The organism is Streptomyces sp. CGMCC 4.7035 (genome assembly GCF_031583065.1).
GTDB lineage: Bacteria > Actinomycetota > Actinomycetes > Streptomycetales > Streptomycetaceae > Streptomyces > Streptomyces yaanensis.
This window is the reverse complement of the sequence record NZ_CP134053.1, coordinates 656,267-673,634: the sequence shown is the minus strand read 5'-3', so window position 1 is coordinate 673,634 and position 17,368 is coordinate 656,267. Positions and strand designations below refer to the sequence as shown.

General features: G+C 70.3%; 11 protein-coding genes and 1 riboswitch. Of the genes, 3 read left to right on the top strand and 8 right to left on the bottom strand.

Annotated features, from left to right (window positions below; genetic code table 11):
* Positions 1-214: 214 nt before the first annotated feature.
* Positions 215-1,225: a polyprenyl synthetase family protein gene (locus Q2K21_RS02950; protein ID WP_310763847.1), complete on the bottom strand. Its 1,011-nt coding sequence runs from the start codon at positions 1,223-1,225 to the stop codon at positions 215-217.
* Positions 1,226-1,840: 615 nt separating this feature from the next.
* On the opposite strand from Q2K21_RS02950, the gene Q2K21_RS02945 reads away from it, so the two are divergent.
* Both Q2K21_RS02945 and Q2K21_RS02940 read left to right on the top strand, forming a co-directional pair.
* Entirely contained in the window at positions 1,841-3,835 is a 1,995-nt protein-coding gene (locus Q2K21_RS02945) for a CocE/NonD family hydrolase (RefSeq protein WP_310763844.1), read from the top strand.
* A gap of 333 nt (positions 3,836-4,168) precedes the next feature.
* Positions 4,169-4,371: riboswitch (cyclic di-AMP (ydaO/yuaA leader) on the top strand.
* Between the two features lie 3 nt (positions 4,372-4,374).
* Positions 4,375-4,884, top strand: coding sequence for a transglycosylase SLT domain-containing protein (locus Q2K21_RS02940; protein WP_386276152.1), 510 nt, complete (start codon positions 4,375-4,377; stop codon positions 4,882-4,884).
* Between the two features lie 32 nt (positions 4,885-4,916).
* On the opposite strand, the gene Q2K21_RS02935 is transcribed toward Q2K21_RS02940, so the two are convergent.
* The 3 genes from Q2K21_RS02935 to Q2K21_RS02925 form a co-directional block, all read right to left on the bottom strand.
* Positions 4,917-5,720, bottom strand: coding sequence for an HAD family hydrolase (locus Q2K21_RS02935; RefSeq protein ID WP_310763842.1), 804 nt, complete (start codon positions 5,718-5,720; stop codon positions 4,917-4,919).
* Positions 5,721-5,987: 267 nt separating this feature from the next.
* Complete coding sequence (locus Q2K21_RS02930) at positions 5,988-7,190, bottom strand: FAD-dependent oxidoreductase (protein ID WP_310763841.1); 1,203 nt, start codon at positions 7,188-7,190, stop codon at positions 5,988-5,990.
* Positions 7,191-7,255: 65 nt separating this feature from the next.
* The gene (locus tag Q2K21_RS02925; protein ID WP_386276155.1) at positions 7,256-8,503 is read right to left on the bottom strand and encodes a carboxylate--amine ligase; all 1,248 of its coding nucleotides are present in this window, start codon (positions 8,501-8,503) and stop codon (positions 7,256-7,258) included.
* Positions 8,504-8,745: 242 nt separating this feature from the next.
* Between Q2K21_RS02925 and fahA the strand changes: the two genes are divergently transcribed.
* The gene (gene fahA, locus Q2K21_RS02920; RefSeq protein ID WP_310763837.1) at positions 8,746-9,960 is read left to right on the top strand and encodes a fumarylacetoacetase; all 1,215 of its coding nucleotides are present in this window, start codon (positions 8,746-8,748) and stop codon (positions 9,958-9,960) included.
* A 64-nt stretch (positions 9,961-10,024) separates the two neighbouring features.
* On the opposite strand, the gene recQ is transcribed toward fahA, so the two are convergent.
* The 4 genes from recQ to nuoL all read right to left on the bottom strand — a co-directional run bounded on the left by recQ (position 10,025) and on the right by nuoL (position 17,355).
* Positions 10,025-11,995 carry a DNA helicase RecQ gene (recQ, locus tag Q2K21_RS02915; protein WP_310763835.1) on the bottom strand — a complete coding sequence of 657 codons (1,971 nt, stop codon included), beginning with the start codon at positions 11,993-11,995 and terminating at the stop codon, positions 10,025-10,027.
* A 190-nt stretch (positions 11,996-12,185) separates the two neighbouring features.
* A complete protein-coding gene (nuoN, locus tag Q2K21_RS02910) occupies positions 12,186-13,835 on the bottom strand; it encodes an NADH-quinone oxidoreductase subunit NuoN (protein WP_310763833.1) in 1,650 nt (549 codons plus the stop codon).
* A complete protein-coding gene (locus Q2K21_RS02905; RefSeq protein WP_310763831.1) occupies positions 13,832-15,403 on the bottom strand; it encodes an NADH-quinone oxidoreductase subunit M in 1,572 nt (523 codons plus the stop codon). The genes nuoN and Q2K21_RS02905 overlap by 4 nt, the downstream gene beginning before the upstream one ends.
* 5 nt (positions 15,404-15,408) lie before the next feature.
* Positions 15,409-17,355, bottom strand: coding sequence for an NADH-quinone oxidoreductase subunit L (gene nuoL, locus Q2K21_RS02900; protein WP_310763829.1), 1,947 nt, complete (start codon positions 17,353-17,355; stop codon positions 15,409-15,411).
* Positions 17,356-17,368 lie beyond the last annotated feature (13 nt).

Below are 17,368 nucleotides of genomic sequence, written 5' to 3'. Positions count from 1 at the left end.
GCCGACGCCCCCTGCGTCAGCTTCCGGGCATGGATACGGACCCCGTCCGGGCTCCGAACTCAATCCAACCATGTGACCTGACTCACACCCGAGCGAAACGCATGATGAGACGTCACGGATGCGCGGGGCGTGTCACAGGAGCCGGCCCTCCGCAGCCGGGACCGACAGGAGCCGGCCCTCCGCGCCGGGACCGGAACGGACCGGACCGGGAGAATCAGCCCGCCCGGTGCACCACCGCATCGCACATCTCCACCAGCGCCGCCTTCGCGCCGCACTCCGGCAGCGGGGCCAGGGCCGAGCGGGCGTCCTCCGCATAGCGGACCGTGTCACGGCGGGCCTGCTCCAGGGCCGGGTGGACACGCAGACGGGCAAGGGCCTCGGCATGGCGGGCGTCGTCCGTGAGGTCCGAGTCGAGGAGCTCGCACAGGGCGACATCCTCCGGCTGCCCCAGGCGTTCCGCGCGTTCCCGCAGCCGCAGGACCGGAAGGGTGGGGATGCCCTCGCGCAGATCCGTCCCGGGCGTCTTCCCCGACTCGTGCGAGTCCGACGCGATGTCCAGGACGTCGTCGGCCAGCTGGAACGCCACGCCCAGCCGCTCGCCGTACTGCGTCAGCACATCCACGACCGTCTCATCGGCGCCCGACATCATCGCGCCGAAGCGGCACGCCACGGCCACCAGCGAGCCCGTCTTGCCACCGAGGACGTCGAGGTAGTGCTCCACCGGGTCGCGACCGTCCCGCGGGCCCGCGGTCTCCAGGATCTGGCCCGTGACCAACCGCTCGAACGCCTCCGCCTGGATGCGGACCGCCTCCGGGCCGAGGTCGGCCAGGATGTGCGACGCCCTCGCGAACAGGAAGTCACCGGTGAGGACCGCGACCGCGTTGCCCCAGCGGGTGTTCGCGCTGTCCACCCCGCGCCGCACCTCGGCCTCGTCCATCACGTCGTCGTGGTACAGCGTGGCGAGGTGGGTCAGCTCCACGACCACGGCCGAGGGCACGACCCCGGGCGCGTACGGGTCGCCGAACTGTGCCGCGAGCATCACGAGCAGCGGACGGAACCGCTTCCCGCCCGCGCGTACCAGGTGCTGCGCGGCTCCCGTAATAAAGGGCACCTCGCTCTTGGTGGCGTCGAGCAACCCCTCCTCGACAGCGGCCAATCCGGCCTGGACATCGGCTTCCAGAGCCTGGTCCCGCACGCTCAGCCCGAACGGCCCGACGACGGTCACGTGGGGTCTCCTGTCTGCTGACGTCTGCTGACGATCACGCGGTCGGTCTCAAGGACGATCACTTGGGCGATGACGTTGCCTGCCGACATCGCTCATCGAGTTTGCCGATCTGTCGCCGCCATCACTCAAGTCAGCGTATCCGGTCACGTTTCGATCACCACGAGCGCCCACTGCTCCAGGCCGGGCGGTATCGGATCACGAACGGTATGTTCTTGATCAGGTGATATGAACACATATTCATCGCCATAATCGAAAATCGCCCCATCAGCCCTCGGCGGCCGGAACCGGCCCCTCGCATCAGGCCCTCACATCAGGCACTCCCATCAGACCCTGGCCCCAAGCCCCCGCATCAGGCCTTCGGAGCAGGCCGGGGGCCGGGAGCCTGCCGGTCCGCCGGATGTACGTCGCCCTGGTGTACGTCATCCCGAGGTGCCCCTCGCACGTCCGCCCGACGCACCCCACGGGTCGCCGTCACCCGGCCGGACGCGGACGCGCGGTCGGCCACAGACACCCGACCGGGCGCACGCACGCCGCGGCGCACGCCCCGCGCCCGGGGTGGCCCCGACGCGACACGCCCGGTCCGCCGAGGGCGCCCAGGAGTCCGAGGTCACGCGCATGCTCATTCGTACGTCCTTTCCCTACGAGACGACCCACGCCGACTTCTGGATCCCGCTCCAGGACGGCACCCGTCTCTACGCGCGCGCGTGGCGTCCGCTGACCGGAGAGCCCGTACCGGCCCTCCTCGAATACCTCCCGGACCGCCTCACCGACTCCACCGCGCCCCGCGACCGGCAGCGCCATCCCTGGTACGCGGGCCACGGCTACGCCTCCGTGCGCGTGGACGCGCGCGGGCACGGCAACTCCGACGGCCTGCCCGCCGACCCCTGCGCGGCCACCGAGCCGTCCGACGGCGTCGAGGTCGTCCGATGGCTGGCCGCGCAGCCCTGGTGCGACGGCCGGGTGGGCCTGTTCGGCATCTCCCGGGGCGGCTTCCTCTCGCTCCGGATCGCGGCCCTCGCGCCCGAGCCGGTCAAGGCGGTCGTCACGGTCTGCGCCCCGGACGGCCGGCAGGACAACGACGTGCACGACCTGGGCGGTTCCGTTCTCACCGGCGGCCTGCCCGCGCGGGCGGGGACGCTGCTCGCGTTCGTGGCCCGGCCGCCGGACCCGACGTACGTGGGCGCGGTGTGGCGGGACGTCTGGGCCCGGCGCCTGGCGGCGGTGGACCCGTTCGTCCACGCCTGGCCGGCCCACCGGACGCGGGACGGCCAGGGGCGGCGCGCCGACATCGACGAGGACCTGGGCTCGGTGCGGGCCGCCGTCCTCGCGGTGGGCGGCTGGCACGACCCCCACCGGGACACCGTGTTCCGCCTCGTGGAGCGCCTGCCGTCCGACCGTGTACGGGGCCTGATCGGGCCGTGGTCGCACCAGTACCCGGACCATGGCCTGTCGCCCGGCCCGGCGATCGGCTTCCTCCAGGAGACGCTCCGCTGGTGGGACCACTGGCTCAAGGGCAGGGACACGGGGGTCATGGCGGAGCCGCCGCTGCGTGCGTACGTCGGCGACTCGCATCCCCCGGCGACGACGTACGACGTGCTGCCGGGCCGCTGGGTCGGCGAGCCCTCGTGGCCGTCGCCGAACGTCACCCCGGTCCCGTACGCGCTCCGGGGTGCCCCCGTGCCCGTACGGTCCCCGATGCACACCGGGCTCGACGCGGGCCGCTTCGTCCCGCGCGGGAACGACGCCGACCTGCCGACCGACCAGCGCGAGGAGGACGCGAGGTCGGCGTGCTTCGAGTTCGAGGCGGCGGAGGAGACGTGGGTGCTGGGGCGGCCGCGGGTGCGGCTGCGGCTGACCTGTCCGGTGGCGCGCGGCCAGGTGGTGGCCCGTCTGTGCGATGTGGCGCCCGACGGGGCGTCGACGCTCGTCACCCGTGGCGCGCTGAACCTGTCGGCGCGCCACGGCGGTGACCGACCGGTTCCGTGGACGCCCGGGGCCACCGAGGACGTCGTGTTCGAGCTGTCCGGCATCGGACACGCCTTCCGGCCCGGCCATCGCATCCGCCTCGCCGTCTCCTCCGCGTACTGGCCGTGGCTGTGGCCGCAGCCGGGTTCGGAGGCGGGCTTCACGCTGGATCCGGCGGGCAGTTCCCTCGAACTCCCCGTGCGCACAAGGGACTCGGGGGCGTCCATCACCTTCGCGGAGCCGGAGCAGTCGGAACCGCTGGGGGTCAGCTGCCCGGCCACCTTCGACGAACCGCGCCCGGAACGACTGGTGGTGCGGGATGTGGCGAAGGGCGAGTGGCGCCTGGAGGCCGACCCGCGCCACGACGGCACCCGCGTGTACCCGGACGGTCTCGAAGTCACCGAGGACGCGCTGGAGACGCACACCATCGAGGACTCGGGCCCGTTGACCGCCCGCGTCCGCTCGGACTGGTCGATCCGGCTGCACCGCCCCGAGACGGGATGGGACGCCAGGGTGGAGACGCACTCCGGCATCACCTGCACCGCCACCGACTTCGTGACCTCGGACGAGATCATCTGCAGGGACGGCGACCACGTGGTCTTCCACCGGACGTGGGAGAAGCGGATTCCTCGAACCATGGGCTAGAAAACGGACTTTTCGGGCACGCGGTCTCCAACCGCACCGTCGACCAGGCGTACGGCTGTTGCCTGCATCACTGAGCCTTTTGTCCTAATTGCGGCTCTTCTTCGCTTAATTACCGATCTCACTCGACCGGGCAGGGCGAGTGAAATGGGTCACGAACGCCCGAGGCGGGGCATTCCGGGCGGATCGCCAAACTCCCCTTTGCGAACGGCAAGTTGAGCCTCGCTCAACATTTTGGATCATTGCCGCCATTCCCCCATGTCGCCGCCAATCGGACAGGACTGTGACTTACGGCATTGTTTCCGACATGTGCTCTCGCATACGTTCCATCTCGATCCGAGCGGAACGCCGAATCCTGCCGCCGCTCGAGAACCCATCAACCCACCAAGGCAGGAGCGGGGGACCCAGGTAAGCCGCCGATCCGGACGTCATGCCGGAACGGCTCGGGGTGAAGCCATGCCCTCGGCATCGAGGACATGGCCGGGCACCTCCCCGCCCGAACCCGACAGCTCACTTCGCAGGCGCCGGAGAGGAATACACACATGCCCGCTTTCGCCCTGCCCGCTCGCCGTCAGGACCGCGGCTCCAAGGCCGCCCGCATCACCCGTGCCCTCGCTGTCGCGGGCACCGGTGCCGCCGTTCTCGCTCTCCCGATCATGGGGGCGACCGGCGCTTCCGCAGCCACGACCACGTCCGTGTCGGCCACGGCCGCCCGCGGCACGGCGACGTACGCCAACAACCTCAACGGCTGGATCAACCAGTCGCTGGTCATCATGCGCCAGCACGGAATCCCCGGCACGTACAACGGCATCTACCGCAACGTGATGCGTGAGTCCTCGGGCAACCCGAACGCCATCAACCTCTGGGACTCGAACGCCCGGAAGGGCATCCCGTCCAAGGGACTCCTCCAGGTCATCGACCCGACCTTCCGCGCCTACCACGTGCCGGGCACGTCGTGGAACATCTACGACCCGGTGGCGAACATCACGGCCGCGTGCAACTACGCCTACCACCGGTACGGCTCGATGGACAACGTCAACAGCGCGTACTGAGATCCGTCGACCGGTCCGGTGACCGGTCGGCCTCAGAACAGTCTCTCGAGGACGACGGCGATGCCGTCGTCCTCGTTGGACGTGGTGATCTCGTCGGCGGCGGCCTTGAGTTCGGGGTGGGCGTTGGCCATGGCGACGCCGTGCGCGGCCCAGTCGAACATGGGGATGTCGTTGGGCATGTCACCGAAGGCGATGGTCGCCGAACGGGACAGGCCCAGGTACTCGGCGGCCAGCGCGAGCCCCGTCGCCTTGGTGACGCCGCATGGCTGGAGTTCGACGGTGCCGGGCCCGGACATGGTGACCGACGCGAGGGAGCCGACAGCTCCGCGGGCCGCCTCCGCCAACTCGTCGTCGGACAGGGCATGATGGCGCAGCAGCACCTTGCTGATGGGCTCGCACCACAGGTCGTCGCGCCGCTCGACCCGCACCGCGGGAAGGGTGGGGTGCGGCATCAGATAGCCGGGCTCGATGAGCGTGAGCCCGTCCACCCCGTCCTGGTCGACGGCCGCGTACACCTGCCCCACCTCGGCCTCGATCTTGCCGAGCGCGGTCTCGGCCAACTCCCGGTCCAGGGTGACCGAGAACAGCAGCCGGTCCGCGTCGACGTCGTACACCTGCGCGCCCTGTCCGCACACCGCGAGCCCCTTGCTGCCGAGGTCGTCGAGCAGCGGCCGCACCCTCGGCGCCGGGCGCCCCGTCACCACGAGGTGCTGTGCGCCGGCCACCGCGGCCCGCACCAGCGCGGCCCTTGACCGGTCGGAGAGCGTGTCGTCACCACGCAGCAGTGTTCCGTCCAGGTCAGTGGCGATCAGTGAATATGCGAGGGGTGCGGCCATGATCAGAGAATACGGATGGAACGCCCCAGCGGCTCGGCCCGAACCGGACGACGTCCGATATCCCGTGCGCGTCGGGCGTTACGCGGTAGAGTGCCCGGTTCGGCGTCATGGATTCCGGGCCGACGACGGTCTCCGACCCCAACCATGGTTTCCCGGCGCGCCGTTGAGCGGCCCTCCCCGGAGTGGGCAGGCCCACCCTCCGCCGGGTGGTCACGCGGTCGCCTTCTGGCGGAGGGCGCGACGGTACGCGCCCCCCGCTCCCCCGGTTCAGCCGTGCGCCGCCGCCAGATGCTTCGCCAGCCGCGGTGAGGCGAACTCCGTGCCGCACACGAAGCGCATCACCGGACCGTACGAGGCCGCCGCCGGGAGGCCGGTGAAGTACAGGCCCGGGACGGACGACACATAGCCCGCGCCGAGCTTGGGCGTGCCTCGGCTCACCGCCAGTTCCGTACGCAGCTCGTGGCCCAGGAAGTCCATGGCGGCGATGTCCACGCGGTAGCCCGTCGCGGCGATGACATGGTCCGCGGTCAGTTCCTCCGTGCGGCCCCCGTGCGTGTGGACCGTCAGGGCCGGGGTGCCGCCCGGGGCGGACGCGCCGACGATGCGGGCGACCTCGCGCACCTGCACCTTGCCCTCGAAGCGGTCGCGCAGCCACCACGCGCCGAGCGGGCCGAGGACGCGGCGGACCAGGTAGTGACGGGTCTGGGCGGGCAGGAACCGGTACGGATGCGGGTAGTAGCTCAACGCCCACAGCGACCAGGCGCGGCCGAAGGGCGACTCGGGGCGCAGCTTCGGCTGGTCCCACGGGGGCGCGCCGAAGTCGACCTTGCCCCGGCCGCGCGAGACCACGCGCACCTGTGCGCCCGCCTCGGCCGCCAGCGCCGCCGTCTCCAGGGCGGACTGGCCGGCGCCGACGACCAGCAGCTCCTTTCCGGAGAACCGGGTCAGGTCGTGGTGCTGGGAGCTGTGGGAGACGGGGCCCGTGGGGGTGGGTCCGTCCGCCGCCGCCACGGCCAGCTCGGCGGGCAGGTGGGCGAGACCCGACAGACCGGTCGCCACCACGACCGCCCGCGCAGTGAACGTCTCACCCGAGTCCAGCTTCAGCTCGAAGCCGCCGCCCTGCCGACGGTCCACGGAGACGACCCGGACCCGCTCCAGCTCGGGCACCAGCTTCTGCTGGAACCACTCCCCGTACGCGATGAACGTCTCGACCGGGATGATGTCCTCGTCCGTCACCAGCCGCGGGATGCCCGCCGCGTCGCAGTAGTCGACGAGGTTGTGGCCGCGCTGGGGGGCGTCGATGTTCGAGGCGACGGGGGTCGACTTCAGGAGCATGCCCGCGGGCATGTGGTCGCGCCAGCTCACCATGGGCTCGCCGAAGACGCGGACCGGGATACCGCGCGCCCGCAGATGGGCGGCGGTGGACAGGCCGAACGGCCCGGCGCCGATGACTGCTACCGGTTGGATCACGAAGTCCCTCCCCAGGACGCAACTTGCCTACTTCGTGGTGGAGCTGTTGGGACTGATCGAGCGGGCTACCCGCCCGAGCTCGTGGTGCTGCCGCGGCGGTTGGTCCGCCACAGCTGATACAGGTGCTTCGCGCCCGGCCGCACGAAGCGCGCGAGCATCGTGAAGAACGGCCGCAGGTCGTCACCCGCGAGCCAGGCCAGCTCCGTACCGCTCGCGCGGGCCGGTGCGTGCGGCGTCGTGTAGCCGCTGCGGCGGTAGGCGAGCAGGGCGGGCAGGTCGATGTTCTCCACGATGTACCGGTGGCCGGCGCGTTGTTCCCCCTCCGGGACGGTGCGGCCGGTCAGGTCCAGGTGCATGGCGCGCACGACGTCCACACCCGACTCGTTCTCGAAGAGCCGGAACTGGGCGCCCATGCGCGGGTTGAAGTCGAGCAGTTTGTACTGTCCGTCGCGCCGGTCGAAGCGCAGGTCGAGGTCGACGATGCCGGTGAAGCCGATCTGTTTGATGAACCGCGCGGCGAGATCCGCGAGTTCCGGGTTGTCGACGACATACGCGTTCGCCGTCATCCCGGCGTGCGGCGGCCAGGAGCGGACCTTGACGCCGGTGAACAGGGCGAGCGGGGTCGAGTCCCGGTCGAAGTACGCGTGCACGATCCAGTCCTCGGCCTGCTCCCGGGGCAGATACTCCTGGAGGATCACGCCGGGGTGCTCGCCCCAGTCGCGGGCGAGCGTCAGCAGGCCCTCACGGGTGGCGATCTTCGTCGTCCCGTTCACAGCGGGCTGTTTGCGCCGCACGAAGGCCTCGCGGTTCTTGGCCACCAGCGGGAAGCGGGCCTTCTCGGCGAAGGCGACGATGTCGTCGTACGACTGTGGGAAGGCCGCCTGCGGGCTCGGGATGCCGTGTTCCACGCACAGTTCGTGCAGGCCCTGTTTGCTGGCGAGGCGGCGCGGAAGCTTGACGTCCACCTTCGGGAACAGGAAGGGGCCGTCCAGGGCCTCCTGGTGCTCCGCGATCAGCACCGCGGCCTCTTCGTCGGTCGGGATGAGGACCGTCGGCCGGCCGATGCGGCGCCCGATCCGCAGCAGGCCCTCCACTAACCGCTCCGGTTCCTCCGTCCCGGTGGTCGGCCACACGAAGGCCCGCCGCAGATAGCGGGAGACCGCGGCCGGTGTGTATCGGTCCTCGGTGATCGCGTACATCGGAATGCCGAGCCGGCCAAGGCTGCGGATGGCGCCCACCCCGCCGTGATGCAGCGGGTAGTCGCCGAATTTCACGATGAGCCCCGGAATGTCGCGGTCCGCGTCGAACGGCACGCTGCCGGCGCTCCTGGCCACGGGTCCCCCCACGTGTCCCCCCTACGGACCGGACCCACCCCGTCCGTGTCCCCCAAAGGACGCTAAGCCGGAATTGCCCCCTCCGACAAGGCCAATCCGGACATTGCAAACTCTTTAGACACTGCCCAAGACAGGCAACTCGGCCGTAACGTGTGCGGCGACCACATGGAACTACCCCATGCACGGCACACCTGAAGTGCACGAAAGCGAGGCAGCATCCGATGCCCCCCTTCGATCTCCCCGAGGGCGACCCCTTCGGCCCGCACAATCTCCCCTACGGCGTTTTCTCGCCGAGCGGCTCCGACGAGCCGACCGTCGGTGTCCGCCTGGGCGACCACGTGCTCGACGCGGGCGCGGCCGCGAAGGCGCTCGGCTCCCCTTACGCCTCCCTGCTCGCACGGCCCACTCTGGGCCCGCTGCTGGCCGCGGGGCGCACGGCCTGGTCGGACGTGCGCCGGGCGCTCACGGCGTGGGTGACGGTGCCCGCGCACCGGGAGACCGTCGAACCGCTCCTGCACCCGCTCTCCGAGGTGACCCTGCACCTGCCCTTCGAGGTCGCGGACTACGTCGACTTCTATGCCTCCGAGAACCACGCCCGCAATGTCGGGCAGATCTTCCGCCCGGACGCGGCGGACTCCCTGACCCCCAACTGGAAGCACCTGCCGATCGGTTACCACGGCCGGTCGGGGACGGTGGTGGTGTCGGGCACGGATGTCGTACGGCCGCAGGGACAGCGGAAGGCTCCCACGGACCCGGCACCGGTGTTCGGACCCTCCGTCCGCCTGGACATCGAGGCGGAGGTCGGGTTCGTGGTCGGGGTCCCCTCGCAGCTGGGCCGGCCGGTGGGGCTGTCCGGGTTCCGGGACCACGTGTTCGGGCTGTGCCTGCTCAACGACTGGTCGGCGCGGGACATCCAGGCCTGGGAGTACGTGCCGCTCGGGCCGTTCCTCGGCAAGTCGTTCGCCACGTCGGTCTCGGCGTGGATCACCCCGCTGGACGCGCTGGAGCAGGCGCGGGTGGCGCCGCCGGAGCGCACGCACGCGCTGCTTCCGTACCTGGACGACGCGCAGGAGGAACCGGGGGGTTACGACCTGCGCATCTCCGTCGCGATCAACGGCCACGTCGTCTCCGAGCCGCCGTTCTCGACGATGTACTGGACGGCCGCCCAGCAGCTGGCCCACATGACGGTGAACGGCGCGTCGCTGCGGACGGGCGACCTGTACGGCTCGGGCACCGTGAGCGGCCCGACGGAGGGCGAGCGCGGCTCGCTCCTCGAACTGACCTGGAACGGGCGGGATCCGCTCGAACTCCCGGACGGCAAGCGGACGTTCCTGGAGGACGGGGACGTGGTGACCCTCACGGCATGGGCACCGGGGCCGGACGGGACGCGGGTGGGCCTCGGTGAGGTGACGGGCCGGGTGGTGCCGGGCGCCTGAGAGGGACGGGCGCTCTGGCCGTCGCGGGGGCGGCGGTGCCGCTGCCGCCCCTGCGTGGCCGCACTTATATCCAGTCCTCCGGCTCCGGCTCCGGCTCCGGCTCGGGCTCGGGCTCGGGCCACTCCTGGTCCGGGCCCTCGTCGGGTGCGGGACCGCCGTCCAGAGAAGCCAGCACCCCGAGCACTCCCTCGCCGTATGTGGCGAGTTTCTTCTCTCCCACTCCGCTGATCGTGCCGAGTTCCGTCACCGTCGTGGGGCGGACGGTCGCGATCTCACGAAGCGTCGCGTCGTGGAAGATCACATATGCCGGTACGCCCTGTTCCTTTGCCTGGGCCGCGCGCCAGGAGCGCAGCGCCTCGAAGACGGGGAGCAGCTCGGGCGCAAGCTCGACCGCGGTCTTCGGCGCGCGCTCGCTCTTCGGGGCCGCGGACCGCGCGACCGTGGGCTTCTTCGGCTCCTTGCGCAGCGGCACCTCACGCTCCCGCCGCAGCACCGCCCCGCTGGCCTCGGTCAGCCCCAACGTCCCGTACTCGCCCTCGACCGCGAGCAGCCCCTGCGCGAGCAGCTGGCGGACGACACCCCGCCATTCGCCCTCGTCCAGCTCTTCGCCGATGCCGAACACCGACAACTGATCGTGGTCGAACTGGATGACCCTGGCCGTGCGCCGGCCCAGCAGGATGTCGACGATCTGCACCGCGCCGAACTTCTGCCGCCGCTCCCGGTCCAGCCGCCACACCGTGGACAGCACCTTCTGCGCCGCGATCGTGCCGTCCCAGGTGTCGGGCGGCACCAGGCAGGTGTCGCAGTTGCCGCAGCCGCCCTGTTCGGCTTCCTGGCCGAAGTAGGCGAGCAGCTGACCACGGCGGCACTGCGCCGTCTCGCACAGCGCCAGCATCGCGTCCAGGTGCGCCTGGGCCCGGCGGCGGAACGCCTCGTCGCCGTCCCCGGACTGGATCAGCTTGCGCTGCTGTATGACGTCGTTCAGCCCGTACGCCATCCAGGCCGTGGACGGCAGTCCGTCGCGGCCCGCCCGGCCCGTCTCCTGGTAGTAGCCCTCGACCGACTTCGGCAGGTCGAGATGCGCGACGAACCGTACGTCCGGCTTGTCGATGCCCATCCCGAACGCGATGGTCGCGACCACGACCAGACCGTCCTCGCGCAGGAAGCGGGACTGGTGCGCGGCGCGGGTGCCCGCGTCCAGGCCCGCGTGGTAGGGCACCGCCTCGACGCCGTTGCGGGTCAGGAACTCGGCCGTCTTGTCCACCGAGTTCCGTGAGAGGCAGTACACGATGCCCGCGTCGCCCGCGTGCTCCTCGCGCAGGAACGACAGCAGCTGCTTCTTGGGGTCGGCCTTCGGCACGATCCGGTACTGGATGTTGGGCCGGTCGAAGCTCGCCACGAAGTGGCGGGCTCCCGGCATGTTCAGCCGCTGGGTGATCTCCTGGTGCGTCGCGCGCGTCGCCGTCGCCGTGAGCGCGATCCGGGGAACGTCCGGCCAGCGCTCGCCCAGCAGGGACAGTGCGAGGTAGTCGGGCCGGAAGTCATGGCCCCACTGCGAGACACAGTGCGCCTCGTCGATCGCGAACACCGAGATCCTGCCGCGGGAGAGCAGGTCGAGGGTGGACTCCAGGCGCAGCCGCTCCGGGGCCAGATAGAGCAGGTCCAGCTCACCGGCCAGGAACTCCGCCTCCACCACGCGCCGCTCGTCGAAGTCCTGTGTGGAGTTGACGAACCCGGCGCGCACGCCGAGCGCCCGCAGCGCGTCCACCTGGTCCTGCATCAGTGCGATCAGTGGGGAGACCACCACGCCCGTGCCGGGTCTGACCAGGGCCGGGATCTGGTAGCACAGCGATTTGCCGCCGCCGGTCGGCATGAGGACGACGGCGTCGCCGCCGGTCACCACGTGCTCGACGATCGCTTCCTGCTCACCGCGGAACGCGTCGTACCCGAACACCCGGTGCAGCGTTGCCAGCGCCTCGCTGCCACCTGGTGCCGTCATCACGCCCGCCTCGGTCATCACACCCGTCCCGTCCATCGCCCGTCCCCCGTACGTCGTCTCTCGACCACTGCATCCACGATAGGGGGCGGCGCCGACAGGCCCGGAGTTATCCACAGGCTTGGATCGAGCAGGCTTGGATCGAGCAGGCTTGGATCGAGGACGAAGAACGCGACGGCCCGGCACCCCCCGAGCGGGTGTCGGGCCGTCGCGTGTCGGCGCGGGCTCGTCAGCGCACGAACACGCCCGCCTGGCTCGCCAGGTCCAGGAAGTACTGCGGAGCCACACCCAGCACCAGCGTGACCGCCACGCCCACCCCGATCGCCGTCATCGTCAGCGGCGAGGGCACCGCCACCGTCGGGCCCTCGGGGCTCGGTTCGCTGAAGAACATCAGGACGATCACCCGGATGTAGAAGAACGCCGCGACCGCCGACGAGATCACACCGATCACGACCAGCGGCGCCGCCCCGCCCTCCGCCGCCGCCTTGAACACGGCGAACTTCCCGGCGAAGCCGGAAGTCAGCGGGATGCCCGCGAAGGCCAGGAGGAACACCGCGAACACGGCCGCCACCAGCGGTGACCTGCGCCCGAGACCGGCCCACTTGGACAGGTGGGTCGCCTCGCCGCCCGCGTCCCGGACGAGCGTCACCACGGCGAAGGCGCCGATCGTCACGAACGAGTACGCGCCCAGGTAGAAGAGGACCGAGGACACGCCGTCCGGTGTCGTCGCGATGACACCCGCGAGGATGAACCCGGCGTGCGCGATCGACGAGTACGCCAGCAGCCGCTTGATGTCGGTCTGCGTGATCGCGACGATCGCGCCGCCCAGCATGGTGACGATGGCGACCGCCCACAACACCGGCCGCCAGTCCCAGCGCATTCCCGGCAGGACCACGTACAGCAGGCGCAGCAGCGCGCCGAACGCGGCCACCTTGGTCGCCGCCGCCATGAAACCGGTCACAGGGGTCGGCGCGCCCTGGTACACGTCCGGCGTCCACATGTGGAACGGCACTGCGGCCACCTTGAACAGCAGGCCCGTCACGATCATCGCGGCGCCGACGAGCAGCAGCGCGTCATTGCCCATGGTGCCCGCGAGCGCCGGGTCGACATTCGTGACCGTGCCGTCGACGACCTGCGCGATCCTCGCGTACGACACCGAGCCGGCGTACCCGTACAGCAGCGCGATGCCGAACAGCGTGAACGCGGAGGCGAACGCGCCGAGCAGGAAGTACTTGACCGCGGCCTCCTGCGACATGAGCCGCTTGCGTCGGGCCAGGGCGCACAGCAGGTACAGCGGCAGCGAGAAGACCTCCAGGGCGACGAACAGGGTCAGCAGGTCGTTCGCCGAGGGGAAGACGAGCATGCCGCCCACCGCGAACAGCAGCAGCGGGAACGCCTCGGTCGTCGTGAATCCGGCCTTCACGGCCGCCTTCTCGCTCTCGCTGCCCGGCACGGACGCGGCCTGGGCGGCGAACGAGTCGACGCGGTTGCCGTGCGCGGCCGGGTCGAGGCGCCGCTCGGCGAAGGTGAACACGCCGAGCAGGCCGGACAGCAGGATCGTCCCCTGAAGGAAGAGGGACGGTCCGTCGACCGCGATCGCGCCCATCGCGGCGATGTGCGCCTTCGTGGTGCCGTACCCGCCCGCCGCGAGCGCCACGACCGCGGCGAACGCGGCGGTGAGCGCGACGACCGACACGAAGACCTGGGCGTAGTAGCGGGACTTGCGCGGGACGAACGCCTCGATCAGCACCCCGACGAGCGCCGCGCCGATGACGATCAACGTGGGTGACAACTGGCCGTACTCGATCTTCGGCGCGTCGATCTTCGAGATCGGATCGGCCGCGGTTGTCCACAGGCTGTGGACGACTGCTGTGCTCACTTGGCCGCCTCCACCTCGGGCTTGGGGTCGGTCTGGTGTACGTCGGACATGGTCTGCTGCACCGCCGGGTTGACGATGTCGGTGACCGGCTTCGGGTAGACACCCAGGAAGATCAGCAGTGCGATCAGCGGGGCGACGACCAGGAGCTCACGGACGCGCAGGTCCGGCATCTCGGCGACCTCCGCCTTCACCGGGCCCGTCATCGTCCGCTGATAGAGGACGAGGGTGTAGAGCGCGGCGAGGACGATGCCGAAGGTGGCGATGATGCCGATCGCCGGGTGGCGCGTGAACGTGCCGACCAGGACCAGGAACTCACTCACGAACGGCGCGAGCCCCGGCAGGGACAGGGTCGCCAGGCCGCCGATCAGGAACGTGCCGGCGAGCACCGGCGCGACCTTCTGCACGCCTCCGTAGTCGGCGATCAGACGCGAGCCGCGGCGCGAGATCAGGAAGCCCGCCACCAGCATCAACGCCGCCGTCGAGATCCCGTGGTTGACCATGTACAGCGTCGCGCCGGACTGGCCCTGGCTGGTCATCGCGAAGATGCCCATGATGATGAAGCCGAAGTGCGAGATCGACGCGTACGCGACCAGCCGTTTGATGTCACGCTGACCGACCGCGAGCAGTGCCCCATAGATGATGCTGATCAGGGCAAGGACGAGGATCGCGGGTGTCGCCCACTTGCTTGCCTCCGGGAACAGCTGGAGGCAGAAGCGGAGCATCGCGAACGTGCCCACCTTGTCGACGACCGCCGTGATCAGCACGGCGACCGGGGCGGTGGCCTCCCCCATGGCGTTGGGAAGCCAGGTGTGCAGCGGCCACAGCGGCGCCTTCACCGCGAAGGCGAAGAAGAAGCCGAGGAACAGCCAGCGTTCGGTGCTGGTCGCCATGTGGAGCGAGCCGCTCGCCCTTGCCTGCACGATCTCGGGGAGCGAGAAGGTCCCCGCCTGCACATAGAGGCCGATCACGGCGGCGAGCATGATCAGGCCGCCGACCAGGTTGTAGAGGAGGAACTTCACCGCGGCGTACGACCGTTGCGTGGACGCCGCTTTCTCACCGTGCTCGTGGGCCCGGTCCCCGAAGCCGCCGATGAGGAAGTACATCGGGATGAGCATGGCCTCGAAGAAGATGTAGAAGACGAAGACGTCGGTGGCCTCGAAGGAGAGGATCACCATCGCCTCTACGGCCAGGATCAGGGCGAAGAAGCCCTGCGTCGGCCGCCAGCGGCGGCTTCCGGTCTCCAACGGGTCGGCGTCGTGCCAGCCCGCCAGGATCACGAACGGGATCAGCAGCGCGGTCAGCGCGATGAGCGCCACCGCGATGCCGTCCACACCCAGCTCGTACCGCACCCCGAAGTCCTTGATCCAGGCGTGCGATTCGGTGAACTGGTAGCGGGCGCCGCCCGGCTCGAAGCGGATGGCGACGATCGCGGCGAGCACGAAGGTGGCGAGGGAGACGACCAACGCCAGCCACTTGGCGACGGTGCGCTGGGCGGCCGGGACCGCGGCCGTGGCGATCGCTCCCACGGCCGGGAGTACCGCCGTCGCTGTCAGCAGAGGAAAGGACATCGCTATCAGACCGCCCTCATCAGCAGGGTCAGGGCGACGAGCACCGCCGCACCCCCGAACATCGAGACCGCGTACGACCGCGCGTAGCCGTTCTGCAGGCGGCGGAGCCGTCCGGACAGGCCGCCGACCGAGGCCGCCGTGCCGTTGACGACGCCGTCGACCAGGGTGTGGTCCACGTACACCAGGGAGCGCGTGAGGTGCTCTCCGCCGCGGACGAGGACGACGTGGTTGAAGTCGTCCTGGAGCAGGTCGCGCCGGGCGGCCCGGGTGAGCAGCGATCCGCGCGGGGCGACGACCGGGACCGGGCGGCGACCGTACTGGGCGTAGGCGATGGCGACGCCGACGACGAGCAGCACCAGGGTGGCGGCCGTGACCGTCAGCGCGCTGACCGGCGAGTTGCCCTCCTCGTGCCCGGTGACCGGCTCCAGCCAGTGCACAAAGCGGTCGCCGATCGAGAAGAACCCGCCCGCGAACACCGAGCCGAAGGCCAGCACGATCATCGGGATCGTCATGACCTTGGGTGACTCGTGCGGGTGCGGCTCTGCGTGCTCGCCGCGCGTTTCGGCGGCGGGCTCCACGCTGGGCTCGGCCGGGGACGGCGTCTCGGCATGACGCCAGCGCTCCTCGCCGAAGAACGTCATCAGCATCACGCGCGTCATGTAGTACGCCGTGATGGCCGCGCCCAGCAGGGCCGCGCCGCCGAGGATCCATCCCTCGGTGCCGCCCTTGGCGAACGCCGCCTCGATGATCTTGTCCTTGGAGAAGAAGCCCGACAGGCCCGGGAAGCCGATGATGGCGAGGTAGCCGAGGCCGAAGGTCACGAAGGTGACCGGCATGTACTTCCTGAGGCCGCCGTACCTGCGCATGTCGACCTCGTCGTTCATGCCGTGCATGACCGAACCGGCACCGAGGAACAGCCCGGCCTTGAAGAAGCCGTGCGTCACCAGGTGCATGATCGCGAAAACGTAGCCGATGGGGCCGAGGCCCGCGGCCAGCACCATGTAGCCGATCTGCGACATGGTCGAACCGGCCAGTGCCTTCTTGATGTCGTCCTTCGCGCAACCGACGATCGCACCGAAGAGGAGCGTGACGGCGCCGACGACGGTGACGACCAGCTGTGCGTCGGGCGCGGCGTTGAAGATCGCGCCGGAGCGGACGATGAGGTACACGCCCGCGGTCACCATGGTCGCGGCGTGGATGAGGGCGGAGACCGGGGTCGGGCCCTCCATCGCGTCCCCGAGCCAGGACTGCAGCGGCACCTGGGCCGACTTGCCGCACGCGGCGAGCAGCAGCATCAGGGCGATGGCGGTGAGCTTGCCCTCGCCGGCATTACCGACGTGACTCAGGACCGGCCCGAAGGCGAAGGTCCCGAACGTCGTGAACATCAGCATGATCGCGATCGACAGGCCCATGTCGCCGACGCGGTTGACGAGGAACGCCTTCTTCGCCGCGGTCGCCGCGCTCGGCTTGTGCTGCCAGAAGCCGATCAGCAGATACGAGGCGAGACCCACGCCCTCCCAGCCGACGTACAGCAGCAGGTAGTTGTCGGCGAGGACGAGCAGCAGCATCGCCGCGAGGAACAGGTTCAGATAGCCGAAGAAGCGGCGCCGGCGCTCGTCGTGCTCCATGTACCCGACCGAGTACAGGTGGATGAGCGAGCCGACGCCGGTGATCAGCAGGACGAACGTCATCGAGAGCTGGTCGAGCCGGAAGGTGACGTCGGCCTGGAAGCCGGCCACCGGGACCCAGCTGAACAGGTGCTCCGTCAGGGTCCGGTGGTCGGCGCCCTTCCCCAGCATGTCGGCGAAGAGGACGACGCCGAGCACGAAGGAGGCAGCGGCCAGTACGGTGCCGATCCAGTGGCCGACCGCGTCCAGCCTTCTGCCGCCGCACAGCAGAACGGCCGCTCCGAGCAGAGGCGCCGCGATCAGCAGCGCAATCAGGTTCTCCACGATTCAGCGACCC